The organism is Streptomyces pseudovenezuelae, from assembly GCF_029892565.1.
GTDB classification, from domain to species: domain Bacteria; phylum Actinomycetota; class Actinomycetes; order Streptomycetales; family Streptomycetaceae; genus Streptomyces; species Streptomyces pseudovenezuelae_A.
Genome location: NZ_JARXVH010000004.1, coordinates 159,470 through 177,672, shown reverse-complemented (window position 1 = coordinate 177,672; position 18,203 = coordinate 159,470). Strand labels below are relative to the sequence as shown.

Below are 18,203 nucleotides of genomic sequence, written 5' to 3'. Positions count from 1 at the left end.
GGGTCCGTCGGCGGGCGATTTGCGGGGTCATTGTGTACGGACCGACACCCCACAATGGTCGTATGAGGATCTCGGCACGGGCGGATTACGCGGTACGGGCGGTTCTTGAGCTCGCCGTTCGGCAGGACGGCGCAGCGGTGAAGGCGGAGGCGATCGCCGCCGAGCAGGGCATCCCGCACAAGTTCCTGGAGGGGATCCTCGGCGACCTGCGGCGCGCCGGGGTCGTGGACAGCCGGCGCGGCGGGGGCGGCGGCTACCGCCTCGCGCGCGAGGCCACGAAGATCACGGTCGCCGACGTCATACGCGCCGTCGACGGCCCGATCGTCTCCGTACGCGGCGAGCGGCCCACCGGCCTCGCCTACACCGGCTCCGCCCAGCCGCTGCTGCCCCTGTGGATCGCGTTGCGCGCCAATGTGCGCAAGATCCTGGAGGGCGTCACGATCGCCGACATCGCGGCGGACGCCCTGCCGGAGCCCGTGAAGGAGCTGGCGGCGGAACCGGCGGCCTGGGAGAACCCCTGAAGCCGTCGGGGTCTTGAAGCTGTCGCGGTTTCAATGGTTGCGGCTGTGAACGATCCTCATCGCCGTCTCATGGTCCCCTCAGTTTGACGCCCTAGCGTCGCCTGCCGTCGATCCCTACCTCCCCGGTGGGAAAACCAGGAAAGACGGACGGGACCTCACATGCGCACGCTGATCCTGCTCGCCCTCGCGGGCCTGGGCGCCCAACTCGTGGACGGCAGCCTCGGTATGGCCTACGGGGTCACGTCGACGACACTGCTGCTCGCGATGGGCACCAATCCGGCCGCCGCCTCCGCGACCGTCCACCTCTCCGAGATCGGCACGACCCTGATGTCGGGCGCCTCGCACTGGCGCTTCGGGAACGTCGACTGGAAGGTCGTCGCCAGGATCGGTGTCCCGGGCGCGGTCGGCTCCTTCCTGGGCGCGACCGTCCTGTCCAGGCTGTCGACCGAGGTCGCCGAGCCGGTGATGTCCCTGATCCTGCTGGGCCTCGGCCTCTACGTCATGTCCCGCTTCACCTTCCGCGGTCTGCCCAAGGACCAGCTGGGCAAGCCGCTGAGCAGGCGGTTTCTGACCCCGCTCGGCCTGGTCGCCGGCTTCCTGGACGCGACCGGCGGGGGCGGCTGGGGCCCGGTCGGCACGCCCGCGCTGCTGGCCGGCGGCCGGCTGGAGCCGCGCAAGGTGATCGGCTCGATCGACACCAGTGAGTTCCTGGTCGCGGTCGCCGCGAGCCTCGGCTTCCTGTTCTCGCTGGGCTCGCAGGGCCTGAAGTGGACCTGGGTGATCGCCTTCCTGCTCGGCGGCGTGATCGCCGCGCCGGTCGCCGCCTGGCTGGTCAGGCTGATCCCGCCGCGCGTCCTCGGCTCGGCGGTCGGCGGGATCATCGTCGTGACCAACGTCCGTACGCTGTTGAGGAGTGACTGGATCGCCGCGTCGGGGGCGGTCTCGGCGGTCGTGTACGTCGTCCTGTACGCGGTGTGGGCGGGGGCGCTGGCGTACTCGATCCGGGCGCACCGGCGGGAGCGGGCGGCGGAGGCCGAGCTGTCGGTGGCGGAACGGGAGCCGGTCGGCGCCTGATGCTCGCGGGTGCCCGCTGCCGTCGGCGTACAGAGTGAAATCCGCGATTGTGAATGGCCGGAGTTCGCCCTGACCGCCGTAGGCGTGCGTTCCTACGATGCGATCGCTCCCGTTCTTCACAGAATCCTCATGGGTTCTGCACAGGCTCGGGGGTGCGCCACCCCCCACTCACAGACCGGAGACACCATGACTGGTGGATTTCTGCTGAGCGGCGCCGTCGCCGCCCTGCTCACCACCGCGCTCCCCGCACACAACCCGTCGGGCGGGTTCGAGGACCCGCCCCCGGACAAGATCATCATCAAGGTCGCCACGGTGAACGGCTCCGGCTGCCCGCAGGGCACCACCGCGGTCGCCGTGTCCGAGGACAACACCGCCTTCACGGTCACCTACAGCGACTACCTCGCCCAGGCGGGCGGCACCTCCGACCCCACGGCGTTCCGCAGGAACTGCCAGCTCAACCTGGTCGTCCATGTCCCGTCGGGCTTCACCTACGCCATCGCCAGCGCCGACTACCGGGGCTTCGCCTCGCTCCAGCGCGGCGCGAGCGGCACGCAGCGGGCCTCGTACTACTTCCAGGGCTCCCCGCAGACCGTGGCCAAGACCCACCCCTTCACCGGCCCCTACGACGACAACTGGCAGGCCACCGACGAGACCGACTGGGCCCAACTGGTCTGGGCGCCCTGTGGAGTTCAGCGCAACTTCAACATCAACACCGAGCTCAGAGTGACCGCCGGCTCGACGAATCCCGGCAAGGTCAGCTTCATGACGATGGACTCGACGGACGGAGACATCAGCACCGTCTACCACATGGCGTGGCAGGAGTGCCCGGAGTCCTGACCCGGACCTGAGGGGGTGGCCCGCGGTGTGCGGGTCACCCCTGGCGGTGGGCGGGTGAGGCGTCAGCCGGTGCTGACGCCCACGGTGAGGGTGGCCGTGTAGCCGTCGGTCACGCCGGAGCCGAGCGCGGTCAGGGTCAGCAGGCCGGAGGAGGCGCCGCCGTCGTCGTAGATCGAGTCGTCGGCGAGGGCCGTCTCGGCGGTGGTGTTGTCCGAGTACGGCGAACCGGCCTGCACCTCCTCGTTGATGTCGGCGTCGAAGAAGAGCTGGCCGGTGTGGACGACCGTGCCGCCGGTGTACGTGCCGTCGGTGAGCGTCACGTCCGTGTGCACCCGCATATGGACGTGGACGGCGCGGGAGACGTAGTGCCCCGGCCAGATGGACGTGATGCTCACCTGGCCGTTCGAGTCGGTCATCTGCCCGCCGCGCAGGAAGGTGCCGTCGTCGTCCTCGGTGTGGCCGTTCTTGCCGACGAACCCGGAGTACTCGCCGAGCGCGTCGCAGTGCCAGAGTTCGACGAGGGCGTCGGCGAGCGGCGCGCAGTCGTTGTCCTGGTCGACGACGGTGAAGGTGTACTGGACCTCGACGCCTTCCTTGTCCTCCCTGATGTCCTCGCGGATCAGGGCGCCGTCGAGCGAGTACGGGCCTTCGGTGACCTCGGAGGTGAGGGTGCAGACGCTGCTCGTGGCCGATTCGGCCGAGGCGGACGCCTCGGTGGAGACGGTGGTCGACCCCGTCCCGGTACCGGTCGCGGGCGTGTCGGCCGAGGCGAGACCGGCGGCCACGAGACCGCCCGCCACGGCTGCGGTGCCGCCGCCGATGAGGACGCGGCGACGCTGGATGCCCTTGTCCCGACGGTGTCGGGCGGGCTGTTGGCTGTGCTGCTGGTCGTGCTCCGTGTTTCCCGTCATGGCCATGAAGCTAGGGCCGTACCTGAAGGATTCCTTGGTGCGCGGCTGTGAAGAGGATAAGGATGGACCGGTCAACTCCCCCTTGTTTCCACCGAGTTCGGGGTGACCCGCGTAGAACTGGTGCGGGCCACCCCGCTCGGTGGGGGGACGGTCCGGTACGTCAGCTCTGCTCGACGCCCAGCGTCAGCGTGCCGGTGTAGCCGGACGAGGTCGAACTGCCCAGTGCGGTGAGCGTCAGGAGGCCGGACGCGGCGCCTCCGTCGTCGTAGATGGAGTCCTGGGCGAGGGTGGTGCGGGTGACCGTGTTGGTCGAGTACGGCGAGATCACGGCGACCTTGGTGGTGATCGACTCGTCGAAGAAGAGCTGCCCGGTGTGGAGTTCGGTGCCGCCGGTGAACGAGCCGTCGGAGGTGAGCGTGACGCCGATGTGCACCTTGACGTGGATGTGCACGCAACGCCCGCGGTACCAGCCGGGGTAGACCGTGGTGATGCTCGCGAGTCCGGCGCTGTTGGTCAGCACGCCGCCGCGCATGAAGGTGCCGTCGTCGGGCTCGCTGTGGCCGTTGTTGCCGACGAACCCGGAGTACTCGCCGAGCGCGTCGCAGTGCCAGACCTCGACGAGGGCGTTGCCGATCGCGGCGCAGGTGTCGTCGTCGACGACGGTGAGCGCGAGTTTGAGCGGGACACCGGCCTTGCCTTCGGTGATGTCGGCGCGGACGTACTGTCCGTCGAGGTAGTAGGGGCCTTCGGTCATCTCCTTGGTGAGGGTGCAGACGGCCGCGGCGGCCGCCGGCTGGGTGGCGGGGCTTGTGGGGGCTTCGGGTGCGGCTGCGCCGACGGCGAGGGTGGCCGCGGTGGCGCCGGTGGCGATCAGCACGGTTCGGCGGCCGATCGGGGTGGGGGTCCTTGCTTCCGAAGTGTCTGTCATGGACACGGCACCTTAGGAAGGGACTCTGTTGAGGGGCTGTGGGTTTGGCAAAGTGATGGTGCGTCAAGTTACTTGTCGGACAAGTGGGTTGCTCCGCAGTCAGCGGGATCGCGGTGGAGGCTCGGAAGGCGTGCTCCAGGTCGAACCTGCGCAGGAACGCCTGCCCGTCTCCGAGAAAGCTCAGTCAGGCAGTGCCACAGTGAGATCCACCTCGACGAGCTGTCCGGGAAAGCCCAGTTGGGCGACACCCAAGAGCGTGCTGGCCGTGGTGAACGCCGGACCCAGGGCAGAGTTGGTGAGTCGGTGCCACGCGACTGCGAGAGCATCCCTCTCGTCGCTCCGCACGTAGATCACCGACCGCACCACGTGTTGCGGCTGGGCACTCACCGCTGCCAGGGCAGTGAGCGCGTTCGCGACAACCTGGTCGACCTGGGATTCGAGGGAACCGGAGCCGACGAGGTCACCGTTCCTGTCCAGCGGGCACTGTCCCGCCAGATACGCCGTACGGCCTGACTCGACCACTGTGATGTGGTGGTAACCGGGCGTCTCGTGCAGCTGCTCAGGGTTGATGCGGGTGATCTTCTCCGTCATGTCCGCGAGTCTGACGGGCGTGGTGCCCGCCCGCACCGCAATTTGCCCATGACCGGCACTTGGCAGCGACTGAGGCTACCGGGCCCCCTTCCGAAGGCGGACGACCGCCGTCCCTCCGTCGAGGTTCACCGTCGTACGGTGCGGAGGGGCCCCGTCCTCCTCGTCGTCCCGCATGACCAGGGACGACTGGCGTTCCTTGAGCTCGTTCTGCTTGCCCGGCGAGAAGCTGGCGTGGAGCTGTTCGAAGCCGGTCGCCGATATCTGGCCCTGCCGGGCGCTGTTGCGCCAGGGGAGCAGACCGGCCCGGCCGGCGCGCAGGAGGAGTTGGTCGGCGAAGGCGACGACGGTCAGCAGGATGACCAGTCCGGGCAGGGTCATGAAGACGGCGAATCCCATGTTCCTCAGTATCGGGGGGACTTGGGGGGAATCGGTGGCGGTGGGTGTGGCGGGGTCTCTAGCTTTGGCCGCAGCGTGGCCGACGACGGGGGTGGGGGCGGGCTGTGAGTGGGGGGAAGGCTCTGGGGCGCGTTGTGGTGGTGCGGGGGAATGGGCAGGGGAGTGGGGTGTTGGTCGGCCGGCGCAAGGTGCTCACGGCCTTGCACGTGGTGGCGGATGCGGTGTCCGTCGACGTGGTCCACCCCTCGTCGGGCAAGCCAGTGGCCTGCCAACTCAGTTGGGCGGACGAGGCACTTGATGTCGCCCTGCTGCTCACTTCTGAGAACGTGATCGGTGACTACCTCGCCGCACCTATGGGTCAGCTCCGACTTGGCAGGGTCGCGACCGACGCGCCGCTGCCGCACTGCGAGGTCGTCGGTTTCCCGGAGATCCAGCGCTACGGGAAGTACGGCGAGGATCTCGACTACGACCAGTACCGGGTGAGCGTGCTGCCGCTGGCCGGACGGGTCAAGGGTGTCCTCACCTGTGAACTCGATCGTCCGGCCGCCGAATGGGAGCGCGTCGGCTCCCCGCTCGCCGGACTGTCCGGTGCTCCGGTCTTCGCCGGCCCCGTGCTGCTCGGGGTGGTGACCCAGGTCCCTCAAAGCCGTCAGCACCTTCGGATTGAAGGCGCGGCGATCGCGGACATCGTCGAACAAGGCGCTGTGTTGGCCGCTGATCCATGGCTGGAGGAGATCACCGAAGTCCATCCCCAGGACGAGCACTTCGAAGCCCGGTACGCGAAGGACCTGAGCTCCCAGTACCGCAGGACGGAGATCTTCGGCATCGAGGAACTGGGCCGGAGCGAGTCCCGCTGGGATCTGGACACCGCGTATCTGAGCCTGCGCGCTGAGGGCCCCGCGCACTCGTACCGGCCTGTGGGATCGACGCGGCCCCGTACGGCGTGGAGCGGAGCCCAGCGCATCGATTCTCTGCTGACCGACCGGCCCCGCGCCCTGCTGCGCGGCGAGGCGGGCGCCGGCAAGACCACTCTCGTCCGGTGGCTCGCCGCCCATGCCGCGAACAGCACCCTGAGCGGCGATCTGGCCCAGCTCAACGGTCTCGTTCCCTTCGTCGTCCCGCTGCGCGAGGTGCACGGAGGCGGCGGACGGTTCCCGGCGGTGTCGGAACTCCTGTCCGCCGGGCGGACGATCACGGACGGGCAGCCCGACGGCTGGGCCGGCCGAGTGCTCGAAGCGCGTCGCGGCTTCCTGCTGGTCGACGGTCTGGACGAAGTCCCGGAAGCGGAGCGGGAGGAGGCTCGACGCTGGCTGGCAGCACTCCTCGATCGCTATCCCGGCACCAGGTGTCTCGCGACCGTGCGCCCGAACGCGGTCGACAAACAGTGGCTCGACGACGACGGCTTCGCCGAGCTGACCCTCCTGCCGATGAGCGACGACGACATCCGCGCCTTCGTGCGGGCCTGGCACAACGCTGCCCGCCTGGAATGCGATCACTTCTACGACGGTCGGCGCGCCGGCGAGGAGCGTGAACTCCTCTCCTCCCTGGAGCATGATCTGGTGCACCAGTTGGAGCGGAACGCGGCCCTGAGCGACCTCGCCCGCACGCCGTTGCTGTGCGCCGTGATCTGCGCCCTGCACCGACGTCGGCGCGGTCTCATGCCCACCACACGCTGGCAGTTGTACCGGGCCGCCCTCGCCATGCTCCTGGGCGGGCGGGACGCCGGACGGGGCGTGCTGCACGCCGGTCAGATCAAGCTGGACTCCGACGAACAGCACGCGCTGCTCCAGCGGCTGGCCATCTGGCTGGTACGCACCGGGCAGCAGCAGATGACGCACAGCGAGGCGGCGCATCAACTGAGCCTCGCCATGCGGGACATGCCGTCCGTCCAGGAGCAGAGTTCGCCCGATGAGGTGCTGCGCTTCCTTCTCGACCGCAGCGGACTGCTCCAGGAACGGGCGGACGACGCGATCCAGTTCATCCACCGTACGTTCCAGGACTTCCTGGCGGCCAAGGAGTTCCACGAGAGCGGCTATCTCCTGGAACTCATGGAGCACGCCGACAGTGAGGCCTGGGAGGACGTGATCGTGCTGGCCGTCGGTCACGCGGCACGTCCGGAAGCGAGCCGTCTCATCGATACCCTGCTCGGCTTCGGGGACGTCGCCGAACACCGGAGTGAGCGTTTCCGTCTCCATGTGCTGGCGGCCCGTTGTGCGACCAACGCCCAGTTGTTGAGTCAGCCGGCGATGGACGCGGTGAAGGCACGGGTGGATGCCCTCATGCCGCCGCGGGATCCGGAGGAGATCGAGAAACTCGCGGGTCTTGGCGACTGGGTCGTGGGCGTGCTGCCCGACGGAGAACAGCTGCGCGATCGCGTGGCCCTGAACACGGTCCGGCTCCTGGGCCGGGTGCGCAGCGCCAAGTCCCGGCACAAGCTCAGGCAGTGCGTCTTCCATCCGGACCCGCCGATCCGTGGCGAGGTGGCGTGGGCCTGGGCCCTGCACCCCGTGGAGGAGTACATGAGCGAGGTGATGGAAGGGGCATTTCTCCCCGACCTCCTCGTCGACAAGCGCGAACAGCTCGTACGACTGCGCCGGCTCGCAGCCGTCACCAGGCTTACTGTGCGAGGCTCGTACGATCCGTTGGAACTGGACGCGAACCTGCCGGTGCAGCAGCTCGAATCCCTCGCAATCTGGAACAACGATGTCGTCACACGCCTCGACTTCCTACATGTCCGAGAGGACCTGAGAAGCCTCGAACTGCGGGATTGCGGGTCCCTGGAGGATCTCTCCGTGCTGGCCGGTCTCGACCTGACGGCGCTCCGGGTGACGGGAGGCGGTGGGCAAATCCTCAGACCGCTTCCGGGTGTACACCACCTGGAGGTGGGGGTCGAAGCCATCAAGCGACTCGACGCCCTGGAGGCATGGACGGAACTGCGGTCGCTGACCGTCGAGGGGCTCAGCCACTCTCCGGCCTGGCACATCCGCGCCGCGCTCCATGCGCCTCAGCTCACGCGGATCGCGCTGGCGATCGACTCCCTCCAGGAACTGAAGCGGCTGAACCCGATGCCACGCATCGAGCGACTGATGATCACCGGCCTTGAGAACCACACCGACGTCGAAGAGTTGAGCCGTGTCTTTCCCAACCTGCGGAAGCTGGGAATGGGGTTGGTGAAGGCGGGCACGCTCGACCTACGGCCACTGCACGAACTGCCCGACCTGAGGCTGGAACTCTGGAGCACGGCCTCGGCGCGCCTCGACCTCCTGGGCGAGGAAGCCTTCGGCGATCGACTGCGGTTCCATGAAGGCGACTTGTCCTACTGAGCACTCCCACGCGCGTGAGCGAGAAAGTCGGCCCAAGTACCGGGCGACACGGCCAGCTGAGGCCCCTGCCTGTCCTTGGAGTCACGGACGTGGACGGTGCCGGGGCAGGCTGCGACCTCGACGCAGTCTCCGTCCCCGCCGCTGCTGTAGCTCGACTTGAACCACGTCAGTCCGCTGGTGCTCATAACGCTCCTCGCATCCGTTCCAACAGGCTCTTGGAGTCATCGAGCGTGAGAGCCTGTGAACGCATCCTGGCATAACGCCTTTGGAGGACGCTGATCTCTTTCGGTTCCGAGACGAGAAGGCCGCCTCGCTGCCCCTCGCAGTAGACGAACCACGAGTTTTCCGGGGTCTCCAACAACTGCATGGGGCCATCGAGCCCGGCGTGTGACTCCTGCACCGTCGGCATGACCTGGATCTCGACGTTCCGCAACTCGGCGATCTCCAGCACATGGTCGATCAGCTCCCGCGTGACCTCGACCCCGCCCGTGCGCCGCAGGAACAACCCCTCCTCCAGGATGAAGCCGAACGCCGTGTTCGGCCGCTCCCGCAGCAATCGTTGCCGCTCCGCCCGAGCCACCCACTGCGCCTCGATCTGCTCGTCATCCAGCGGCGGGAGTTGGTTGGCGAACAGCGTCCGCGCATACGCCTCCGTCTGCAACAGCCCCGGAATCAACCGGCATTCATACGTGTAGAGCGTGATCGCCTCCGACTCCAACCGCGCCCACCGCCGGAACCACGCCGCCAATCCCGGCTGACGCGCCAGCGTCGGAAACGCCCTGCGCAACGCCCCCGTGTTGCCCAGAACCTCCTCCGCCCGCTCCATGAACGCCCGATCCGGCATCCGCCTCCCCAACTCGATGGACGCCACCGTATGTTTGGAGTACCCCACCAGGACGCCGAACTCCTCCCTGCTGAACCCCGCATGCTCGCGCAGCGCCTGAAGCACCGCCCCGAACGTCCGCAAGCTGTCCGACGCCTCCGGCTCATCGACCACAGTCGGTCACCTCCCGCACCTATGGTCACGGTCCGTTACCTGTACTGTCCAGTCCGTAACCGCGTACGCTCCGGCGCTGTACGTGGTGTCCACCTGGATAACAGGCGTGTGGGCCCGCCAAATTGGGCGCATGACAGCACTCCCCACCCCACAACAACCAGTCACCGTACGTGCGTTCGTGCAGCGCCTCAGCGCGACCCCGCGCGCCGCCCGACTGGCTCGACACCTCGCCCTGAGCCAACTGCGCGCGTGGGGCATCCCGTACGGCACGGACGCCTCCGACTCCGTCGGCATCGTCGTCGCCGAGCTGGCCGCGAACGCGGTGACGCACGGCCGTGTGCCCGGGCGGGACTTCGAGTTGAGGCTGTCTCTCGTCACGGGCAGCGTCCGGGTCGAGGTGACGGACACGCTCGGCGACAGACGCCCGCCGGCGCCCGGCGAGGTGGCGGCGCCCGCCGACCCGCTGGACGAATCCGGGCGAGGACTGCTCCTCGTGGACGCGGTCGCGGACCGGTGGGAGGTGCTGGAGCGGGAGCCGCCGGGAAAGACGGTCCGCGCGGAGATCGATCTGCCGGGCTGGGCGGTGCTGTGGCGGTGATCGCGCAGTCGGCCGGTCGAGACATCAATCCCCGGTCGAGACGTCGATTCCGTTGCGCGAAAAGGTATTTCGTGGCCTGGTCAGGCGGCCGTTACGGTCGGAATCATGGAATGGAGCTTTCAGTCGGCCGAAGAACTCACAACCGCCCTGCGTGCCGGTGAGGTGACCTCGACGGAACTGACCGACGAGGCGATCGCCCGCATCGAGCGGGACGACGAGGCGATCAACGCGATCTGTGTGCCGGACTTCGACCGTGCGCGAGCCGCCGCGCGCGATGCCGACCGGGCGCGCGCCCGAGGCGAGGACCGGCCGCTGCTCGGCATCCCGGTGACGGTCAAGGAGTCCTACGACATGGCCGGGCTGCCCACGACCTGGGGCATGCCGCAACACCGGGACTTCCTGCCCGCCGAGGACGCGGTGCAGGTTTCGCGGCTCAAATCCGCTGGCGCGGTGGTGCTCGGCAAGACCAACGTGCCCTTGGGACTGCAGGACGTGCAGAGCTTCAACGAGGTCTACGGCACCACCAACAACCCCTGGGATCAGGGTCGTACACCGGGTGGCTCCTCCGGTGGATCGGCGGCGGCCCTGGCGGCCGGATTCGGCGCGCTGTCCATCGGCTCCGACATCGGCGGTTCACTGCGCACCCCCGCACACTTCTGCGGTGTCTACGCGCACAAGCCGACGCTCGAACTGGTGGCGCCCCGCGGCTCGGTCCCGCCCACCGTGCCGGCCTGGCCGGCCGCCTTGGACCTCGCCGTCGTCGGTCCGATGGCGCGCACCGCCCGCGACCTCACGCTCCTGCTCGACGTCATGGCCGGACCGGATCCGCTGACGCTCGGTGTGGCGTACGAGTTGAGATTGCCGCCCGCGCGCCACGAGCGGCTCGGCGACTTCCGGGTCCTGGTCCTCGACGAGCATCCGTTCATTCCGACCGGGACCGCCGTGCGGGCGGGCGTACAGCGCGTGGCCGACGCGCTGGCCGACGGCGGCGCGCGCGTCGAACGGCACAGTCCGCTGCTGCCTAGCCTCTCCGAATCGGCGATGGTCTACACGCAGTTGCTGTTCGCGGGAGTCGGCGCACGTTTTCCCGCCGAGACCTACGAGCAACTGCGAGGCCTCGCCGCCGGACTGAGCGCGGACGACCGGAGTCTCGATACGGCGCGGCTGCGGGGCCTTGTGTCGAGTCACCGCGACTGGGTCGAGGCGAACAACCGTCGCGAACTCCACCGCCAGGGCTGGCGCCAGTTCTTCGCCGAGTTCGACGCCGTGGTGTGTCCGATCACGCCCACTCCGGCGTTCCCGCACGACCACGCCCCGGATTCGCTTACACGCCGGCTCGACATCGACGGTGTCGAGTACCCGTACCTCGACCAGCTCGTCTGGGCCGGTCTGGCCACCATGCCCGGCCTGCCCGCCACCGCCGTACCGACAGGCCTGTCCCCCGAGGGTCTGCCGGTGGGAGTGCAGCTCATCGGCCCGATGTTCGAGGACCGCACCCCGCTGCGGCTGGCCGAACTGCTTGAGCGGGAGCTCGGCGGCTTCCAGGCGCCGAAGCGGGAGGGCGGCAGCTGAACCCGGGTTCACAGGCTTCGCCCAGGAATGCTTCAGGTTGGGCCGGGACGCTGACGCCCATGCATGGACACCGACCCCACACTCCCGCATCCGAGCGCAGCCGCCGTTGGTTCATGAACAGGGCGCTGCTCGCCGGAGGTGTCGCCGCCGTGGCGACCATGACCGGCTGCTCCAATGACCCGTCGGACACGGCGAGTTCGTCCTCCGCCTCCCCGTCCGGGGGCGCCCCGAGCGGTATGCCGTCGGGCGGGCCCGGAGCGGGAGGTGGTGGCGGGGGCGGCATGGGCCCCGGGGTCTCCCAGGTCAAGTACAAGGACCTCAAGGGCGTCACCACCGACGGCACGGTCGTCGACGACCTCTTCACCATCCACTCGACCGGCGTCTCCACCGACGGACTGGTCAAGGCCGCGCAGGCGTTCCTGGACGGGCTCTCCGCGAAGGAGCGCAAGTCCTGCACCTTCGACATCGACGCCGACGAGTGGACGGCCTGGAGCAACGTCGACGGCTACGACCGCAAGGGCGTCCGCATGGGCGACCTGACCGACAAGAAGCGCGACCTCGGCTACGCGCTGCTCGGCGTCGCCCTGTCCGCCGACGGCCTCACCCAGACCCGCAACATCATGAAGCTCAACCAGTTCCTCGGCGACTCCAACGGCGGCAACCAGAAGACCCTGACCGAGGGCCACTACTTCTTCACCTTCATGGGCACCCCGTCGACCACGAAGCCGTGGGGCTTCCAGTACGAGGGCCACCACGTCGCCATCAACTACTTCGTGCTGGGCGACCAGGTCGTCATGACGCCCACCTTCATGGGTTCCGAGCCGACCACGGCCACGTACAAGGGCGAGAAGATCGCCCTGTTCCGGCCGGAGACCAAGGCCGGTCTGGCGATGATCCGTTCCCTCACCAAGACCCAGCTCACCAAGGCGGTCTCCTCACAGGACAACGGCAACGAGGACATGAAGGCCGGCGCCGGCTCGGACAACCTCAAGCTCGCCCACGAGGGCCTGCGCGGCTCCGAACTCACCGCCGCCCAGCGGGAGAAGCTCCTGGACGTGGCCCGCGTCTACATCGGCTACATCAACGAGGGACACGCCGAGGTCAAGATGACCGAGGTCGAGAAGCACCTCGACGACACGTACTTCTACTGGATGGGCGAGACGAAGGACGACTCCGCCTTCTACTACCGGATCCACAGCCCCGTAGTGCTCATCGAGTACGACGCCCAGGCCCCGCTCTTCTACCACGAGGCCTCCTCGGCGAGCCCGAGCGCCGGCGCGAGTGCGAGTGCGAGCGCAAGCTCCAACGCCGGTGGCCCCCCTGGTGGCGGCATGGGCATGGGCGGCGGCACTCCGTCCCAGGAGCACATCCACACCATCATCCGCACCCCCAACGGCGGCGACTACGGCGTGGACCTGCTGAAACTGCACCTGGAGAACGACCACTGAAGCCGAAGCCGATCGCCCCGTACGGAGTAATAGTCTCCTTTTGATTCCCTCCATCCCGTATCTGGCTGATATGAAACCCCTTGGCTGAAATCGCGAGGTCAGGGGCGGGCATGGGGAAACGGTTCGACGCCGGGGCGCAGGTCGGGGTGGTGATCGTCGGGGCAGGCCCGGCGGGGCTGGTCCTGGGGAACCTGCTCCTGGCCCGGGGCATCGAGTGCGTGATCCTGGAACGGCGGGACCGCGAGGCGGTGGAGGGGCGGGCCAGGGCAGGCTTCCTGGCCGCCCACTCCGTACGCTTACTGACCGAACACGGCCTGGGCGCCGGACTGTTGGCCCGAGGCCGCCCGCACGGTACCTGCCTCTTCCGCAGCGAGCAGGGCGAATTCACCCTGGGCTACGGGAAGTTGGGCCAGGGCGAGGTCCACACCGTCTACCCCCAGCAGGAGTTGGCCCGGGACCTGCTGGCCGAGTACCTGCGCCGCGGCGGCGAGATCCGCTTCGGCGCCGAGGTCGAGGAGATCTCGGAGGGCCGGGTACGGGTGCGGGGAGCCGAGGACGTCGCCGGCCGCTACGTCGCCGGCTGCGACGGCCACCGTGGTGTCGGACGCGGGGCCCTCGCAGCCCACGGCATCCGTACGGCCCGCTGGGACCACGGGGTGACCTGGCTGGCGGTGTTGGTCGAGGCCCCGCCCAGCCTGGCGGCCGTCGGATACGCCCTGCACGACCGCGGATTCGCCGGTCACATGGCCCGCACGGAGACGGTCACCCGCTACTACCTCCAGTGCCCACGAGGAACCGACCCTGCTCAGTGGGACGAGGACCGTATCTGGACCGAGCTGGCGACGAGGCTCCGCACGGACGAGTTCGGCCCGCTCCACCAGGGCCCCGTCCTGGAGAAGACGGTCGTGGACCTGCGTTCCGACGTCCTGGACACACCGGGCACCGGCCGCCTCTGGCTGGCGGGCGACGCGGCCGGACTCATCAGCCCCTCGGCGGCCAAGGGCGCCAACCTCGCCGTACTCCAGGCCGAACGCCTGGCGGAGGCATTCACAGAAGCCCTCACGCGAGGGGACGAGACGGACCTGGCCCGCTACGCGTCGTACTGCCTGCCCCGGGTCTGGCGGGCCCACGAGTTCTCGCACTGGATGAGCGGCCTCCTGCACGGCCCGTCCACCGACGACCCCGAGGCCCGCTACGGCCGCGCGCTCCAGTACGCCCGTCTGGACAGCCTGCGCACCTCCCGCGCCCACCAGGACTTCTTCGCCGAGAACTACACCGGCATCTGACCCGAGGAACCCCCCCCACATGAACCTCACCGAGACCGACGTCCTACGCATCAAACGCGCCGCCGCCTACGTCGAGACCCACGACACGGACCAGGTCCTGGCAGAACTGCTCCCCGACCTGCCCCCGGCCGAACGGGCCGACATCTCCAGCCACTTGGTCTTCGAGCACACCGCCGTACTGGTCTTCCCGGACACCCTCGAAGGCCTGCGCGAGGAACTCCACCACCTGGGCCTCGAACCGGGCGCCGTCAATCCGAGCGTGGTCGTCCGAGGCCGCCTCGCACGCCGCTACGGCTCAACGGTGGCCGACACCCCGGTCGCCATCGTGCACGTGGCCGTAGCAGGACGAAGCGTCGAGATCTTCGCCCTGCCCGTACCGCAGGGCTCCTCGCTGGAGGCGGTAGCCGCCGACGAACGCGAGTCCGAGCACGAGGCCCACCACGCCTTCGCGGCGACGGAGACACCCTTCGGGTTCGAGGAACGCACCGGGGCGGTACCGGACGGAGGCGGCTACAACGCCCACGAGAACGTCACGGTCCAGTACTTCCGCACCAAAACCCGGGCCCGCTTCGAAATCCGTGTCAGCGGAGGCGCCGTCAGGGGCGCGGGGAACTGCGCGACCAGCCACAACACACCCGCACCCGGCCGCGCACAAAACCCCTGTGGCGCTTAGCCGGTCTGCCCCATCCCCGCCGCATTGGGCCAACTCTGCGCATTGGGCCACCCCGTGGCGGGCGCAGGCGCCAACCCGGGCCCGGTCGTCCCCCGAACCTGCGCGGCCGTAAGCCCACCTCGCGCGGGAACACCGGGCGGAGTAGGTGCCGCAGAAGCCGCCGCAGGCATGGGGGCCGGCATCTGCGGCTGAGGCGGCGCGCTCATGGCCGGCGCGTACATCGGCTGAGGCTGAGGCTGAGGCTGCGGAACCTGCGGTTGAAGAACCTGCGGCTGAGGCTGCTGCATCGGCATCTGCGCCACGGCCGGCATGGGCATCTGCGCCACCGCAGGCATCGGCATCCCCGCCCCGCCGGTCTGCGCGGCAGCAGGCATCGGCATCCGCATCGGCGCCCCGACCCCAAGAGCCTGCGCAGCAAGCGGCATGCCCGCCCCGTTCGTCGCGCTGACGAGCCGGTCCACGGCCGCCGTACCCGAGCTGTAGTTGATTCCGGTACCCAGCTCGGGCACGGCGGCTCCCCTCCTGGTCCCGTAGAGCACCTGTTCCAGGCCGGACACCAGGCGACGCACGTCCACCTGGGGGCGCACCACGAGCCTCAGGAAGCGGCTGGACGAGCCGATCTTGTTGCCGCATTCGCGGACCAGGATCCGGTGCTCGGTGAGCATCCGGTCCCGGACCACCGTGCCTTCGGCGCCCACGGGAAGGCGTACGAAGAGGAAGTTGCCCTGCGAGGGGTAGACCGTCAGACCGGGGAGTGCCGAGAGCTGGCTCGACATGTCCAGACGGTCCCGATACACCTGGTGGAGGCTCTGCGCGTACTCGGCGCCGTGCTCCTTGAGCATGAACACCACGTACTCGGCGAAGGCGTTGAGGTTCCACTTGGGCAGCATGGAGCGGACCCGGCCGGCCAGCGAGGGGTTGGCGACCATGTAGCCGAACCGTATGCCGTGCAGGCCGAAGTTCTTGCCGAGGCTGCGCAGCACGACGACGTTGGGGCGCAGCATCGCCTCCTGCACGACGCTCGGTTCGGCCTCGGCGTCCGCGAACTCCAGGAACGACTCGTCGATGACGATCAGGTCCAGGTCGGCCATCGCGTCCATGAACTGCACGAGCGACTGCTTGTGGAGGTAGCCGCCGTCGGGGTTGTTCGGGTTGCAGATGACGGCGACCCGGGTACCGCGGGCGCGGATGAACTCGGCGTACTGGCCCAGGTCCAGGGCGAATCCGCTGGACTCCTGCAGCGGGAACATGTCGACCCGCTTGCCGGTCTCCATCGGCTGGTCGGTCCAGCGGCCGAAGGTGGGGACGGGGATGGCGAGGGACTCGCGGACCAGCAAGTGGTCGATCCAGGTGATCAGTTCGGTCGAGCCGTTGCCCATCGCGACGGCCTGCGGGGGCAGTTGGAGCAGGTTGCACAGCTCGGCCGTGATCGTGTCGGCGCTGCTCGGGTAGTACGTGATGATGTCGCGCAGACGCGCCGACATCGTGTCGAACATGGCCGGTGTGGGGAAATACGGGTTGCACGGAATGCAGAAGTCCACCGGGCCGGCTCCCTCGCCGCCCTCCCGCGTCAGCGCCGCCATCGACGGGCTGTGCGCCGCCGTGCTGCGGAACAACGAGGTGACGTTGTCGGCCATGGAACCTCCGTATGGGGCGGACCCGTCGGGGACGGCCGGGTCCGTCGTCTTGGGTGGCCCGCGCGGGGGAGCACGGGCCGCTCTTACATACGGAGTCTGCGGTGGCGTTGTTCAACGCGTGTGAAAGAGGTGTGAGTGTGGGAACCGAAAGGCCGCCGGAGGCATCCGGCGGCCTTTGGTGCGGTTCACGAGTTACGTCATACGGTCATGAGCCGAACGTGTGCACCGTCCTGGTCCGGTACGTCTGCCCAGGTCGCAGCGTTGTCGTCGGGAACGACGGCTGGTTGGGCGAGTCCGGGAAGTGCTGGGTCTCCAGGCACAGTGCGTCGCCCTGGCGGTAGACGCTGCCGCCGGTGCCGGTGAGCGTTCCGTCGAGGAAGTTACCCGAGTAGAACTGCAGCCCCGGCTGGTCGGTGGCGATCTTCAGAGTGCGGCCGGAACGCGGCTCGCGCAGGGTGGCGACATGCTCCGGTTTCGCCGTGATGCCCTTGTCCAGCACCCAGTTGTGGTCGAAGCCCTTGGCCTGAATCTGCTGGACGTGGCCGGCCCGGATGTCCCGGCCGACCGCCTTGGACTTGCGGAAGTCGAACGGCGTGCCGGAGACCTTCGCCAGTTCGCCGGTCGGGATCAGACCCGTGTCGGTGGGCGTGTAGCGGGCGGCGGCGATCTGGAGCTCGTGGTCCTCGATCGTGCCGCTGCCCTCGCCGGCCAGGTTCCAGTAGACGTGACTGGTGAGGTTGACGACGGTGGCCTTGTCGGTGGTGGCCTCGTAGTCGATGGTCCAACTGCCGTGCTTGTCCAGGGTGTAGGTGACCTTCACCTTGAGCGTGCCGGGGTAGCCCATCTCCCCGTCGATGCTGGTGTAGTGCAGGTGCAGGCCGACGTCGGAGCCCTTGGTGAACGGCTCGACGTCCCACACGTGCTTGTCGAAGCCCTGGGTGCCGCCGTGCAGGCTGTTCACGCCGTCGTTGACGGAGACCTGGTAGCTCTTGCCGTCCAGGGTGAACTGGCCCTTGCCTATCCGGTTTCCGTACCGCCCGATCAGGGCGCCGAAGTACGGGGTCTTGGCGACGTAGTCCTCGATGTTGTCGAAGCCGAGGGAGACGTTCGCCAGGTGGCCGTGCCGGTCGGGGATCTCCAGGGACTGCACGACGCCGCCCCAGGAGAGGACCTTGAGCTTCGTGCCGCCGTTGGCCAGCGACCAGATGTAGACCTTCGTGCCGTCCGCGAGCTTGCCGAAGAGCTTCTTCGAGGGCGTCTTGCCGCCCGCGGCCTCGGCGGTACCCGTACCGAGGGTGGTCGCGGCGAGTCCCGCCGCCGCCGCACCCGCGATGACCGTGCGTCTGTTCAGTTCCATCTAGCGGCTCCTGTGAAGGAAGTCGGGCCCCGCCGTCCGACGGGGGCCCGGCAG

Annotated in this window: 17 protein-coding genes; 9 read left to right on the top strand and 8 right to left on the bottom strand. The window is 68.7% G+C overall.

Going from position 1 to position 18,203, the window contains the following annotated elements; all coding sequences use genetic code 11:
- Positions 1–62 precede the first annotated feature (62 nt).
- The 3 genes from M2283_RS13680 to M2283_RS13670 all read left to right on the top strand — a co-directional run bounded on the left by M2283_RS13680 (position 63) and on the right by M2283_RS13670 (position 2,432).
- A complete protein-coding gene (locus tag M2283_RS13680) occupies positions 63–521 on the top strand; it encodes an RrF2 family transcriptional regulator (protein ID WP_280876451.1) in 459 nt (152 codons plus the stop codon).
- Between the two features lie 159 nt (positions 522–680).
- Positions 681–1,595 carry a sulfite exporter TauE/SafE family protein gene (locus tag M2283_RS13675; protein ID WP_280876450.1) on the top strand — a complete coding sequence of 305 codons (915 nt, stop codon included), beginning with the start codon at positions 681–683 and terminating at the stop codon, positions 1,593–1,595.
- A gap of 186 nt (positions 1,596–1,781) precedes the next feature.
- Positions 1,782–2,432, top strand: coding sequence for a DUF4360 domain-containing protein (locus M2283_RS13670; protein WP_280876449.1), 651 nt, complete (start codon positions 1,782–1,784; stop codon positions 2,430–2,432).
- Positions 2,433–2,494: 62 nt separating this feature from the next.
- Here the strand turns inward: M2283_RS13670 and M2283_RS13665 are convergent, their stop codons facing one another.
- From M2283_RS13665 to M2283_RS13650, 4 genes are all read right to left on the bottom strand, one after another.
- Positions 2,495–3,343 (bottom strand): intradiol ring-cleavage dioxygenase, encoded by an 849-nt coding sequence (locus M2283_RS13665; protein ID WP_280876448.1) that lies wholly within the window; start codon positions 3,341–3,343, stop codon positions 2,495–2,497.
- A 160-nt stretch (positions 3,344–3,503) separates the two neighbouring features.
- Positions 3,504–4,271: an intradiol ring-cleavage dioxygenase gene (locus M2283_RS13660; RefSeq protein ID WP_280876447.1), complete on the bottom strand. Its 768-nt coding sequence runs from the start codon at positions 4,269–4,271 to the stop codon at positions 3,504–3,506.
- Positions 4,272–4,451: 180 nt separating this feature from the next.
- On the bottom strand, positions 4,452–4,862 hold the full coding sequence (locus tag M2283_RS13655; RefSeq protein ID WP_280876446.1) for a RidA family protein: 411 nt from the start codon (positions 4,860–4,862) through the stop codon (positions 4,452–4,454).
- Positions 4,863–4,937: 75 nt separating this feature from the next.
- Positions 4,938–5,258, bottom strand: a complete 321-nt coding sequence (locus M2283_RS13650; protein WP_280876445.1) for a DUF6191 domain-containing protein — start codon at positions 5,256–5,258, stop codon at positions 4,938–4,940.
- Between the two features lie 167 nt (positions 5,259–5,425).
- Here M2283_RS13650 and M2283_RS13645 point away from each other — a divergent pair, with 167 nt between their 5' ends.
- On the top strand, positions 5,426–8,581 hold the full coding sequence (locus tag M2283_RS13645; RefSeq protein ID WP_280876444.1) for an NACHT domain-containing protein: 3,156 nt from the start codon (positions 5,426–5,428) through the stop codon (positions 8,579–8,581).
- On the opposite strand, the gene M2283_RS13640 is transcribed toward M2283_RS13645, so the two are convergent.
- Together M2283_RS13640 and M2283_RS13635 are read right to left on the bottom strand one after the other, a co-directional pair.
- Entirely contained in the window at positions 8,575–8,766 is a 192-nt protein-coding gene (locus tag M2283_RS13640; protein ID WP_280876443.1) for a DUF397 domain-containing protein, read from the bottom strand. The genes M2283_RS13645 and M2283_RS13640 overlap by 7 nt on opposite strands.
- Positions 8,763–9,578 (bottom strand): helix-turn-helix domain-containing protein, encoded by an 816-nt coding sequence (locus tag M2283_RS13635; protein ID WP_280876442.1) that lies wholly within the window; start codon positions 9,576–9,578, stop codon positions 8,763–8,765. The genes M2283_RS13640 and M2283_RS13635 overlap by 4 nt, the downstream gene beginning before the upstream one ends.
- Positions 9,579–9,708: 130 nt before the next feature.
- On the opposite strand from M2283_RS13635, the gene M2283_RS13630 reads away from it, so the two are divergent.
- From M2283_RS13630 to M2283_RS13610, 5 genes are all read left to right on the top strand, one after another.
- Positions 9,709–10,176, top strand: coding sequence for an ATP-binding protein (locus M2283_RS13630; protein WP_280876441.1), 468 nt, complete (start codon positions 9,709–9,711; stop codon positions 10,174–10,176).
- Positions 10,177–10,281: 105 nt separating this feature from the next.
- Entirely contained in the window at positions 10,282–11,748 is a 1,467-nt protein-coding gene (locus M2283_RS13625; protein ID WP_280876440.1) for an amidase, read from the top strand.
- A 113-nt stretch (positions 11,749–11,861) separates the two neighbouring features.
- The gene (locus tag M2283_RS13620) at positions 11,862–13,196 is read left to right on the top strand and encodes a DUF3500 domain-containing protein (protein ID WP_280876439.1); all 1,335 of its coding nucleotides are present in this window, start codon (positions 11,862–11,864) and stop codon (positions 13,194–13,196) included.
- A 110-nt stretch (positions 13,197–13,306) separates the two neighbouring features.
- Positions 13,307–14,482: a 4-hydroxybenzoate 3-monooxygenase gene (locus M2283_RS13615; protein WP_280876438.1), complete on the top strand. Its 1,176-nt coding sequence runs from the start codon at positions 13,307–13,309 to the stop codon at positions 14,480–14,482.
- A 19-nt stretch (positions 14,483–14,501) separates the two neighbouring features.
- Positions 14,502–15,155: a hypothetical protein gene (locus M2283_RS13610; RefSeq protein ID WP_280876437.1), complete on the top strand. Its 654-nt coding sequence runs from the start codon at positions 14,502–14,504 to the stop codon at positions 15,153–15,155.
- On the opposite strand, the gene M2283_RS13605 is transcribed toward M2283_RS13610, so the two are convergent.
- Positions 15,152–16,792, bottom strand: a complete 1,641-nt coding sequence (locus M2283_RS13605; RefSeq protein ID WP_280876436.1) for a pyridoxal phosphate-dependent aminotransferase — start codon at positions 16,790–16,792, stop codon at positions 15,152–15,154. The genes M2283_RS13610 and M2283_RS13605 overlap by 4 nt on opposite strands.
- A gap of 205 nt (positions 16,793–16,997) precedes the next feature.
- A complete protein-coding gene (locus M2283_RS13600) occupies positions 16,998–18,149 on the bottom strand; it encodes an aldose epimerase family protein (RefSeq protein WP_280876435.1) in 1,152 nt (383 codons plus the stop codon).
- Positions 18,150–18,203: the final 54 nt, after the last annotated feature.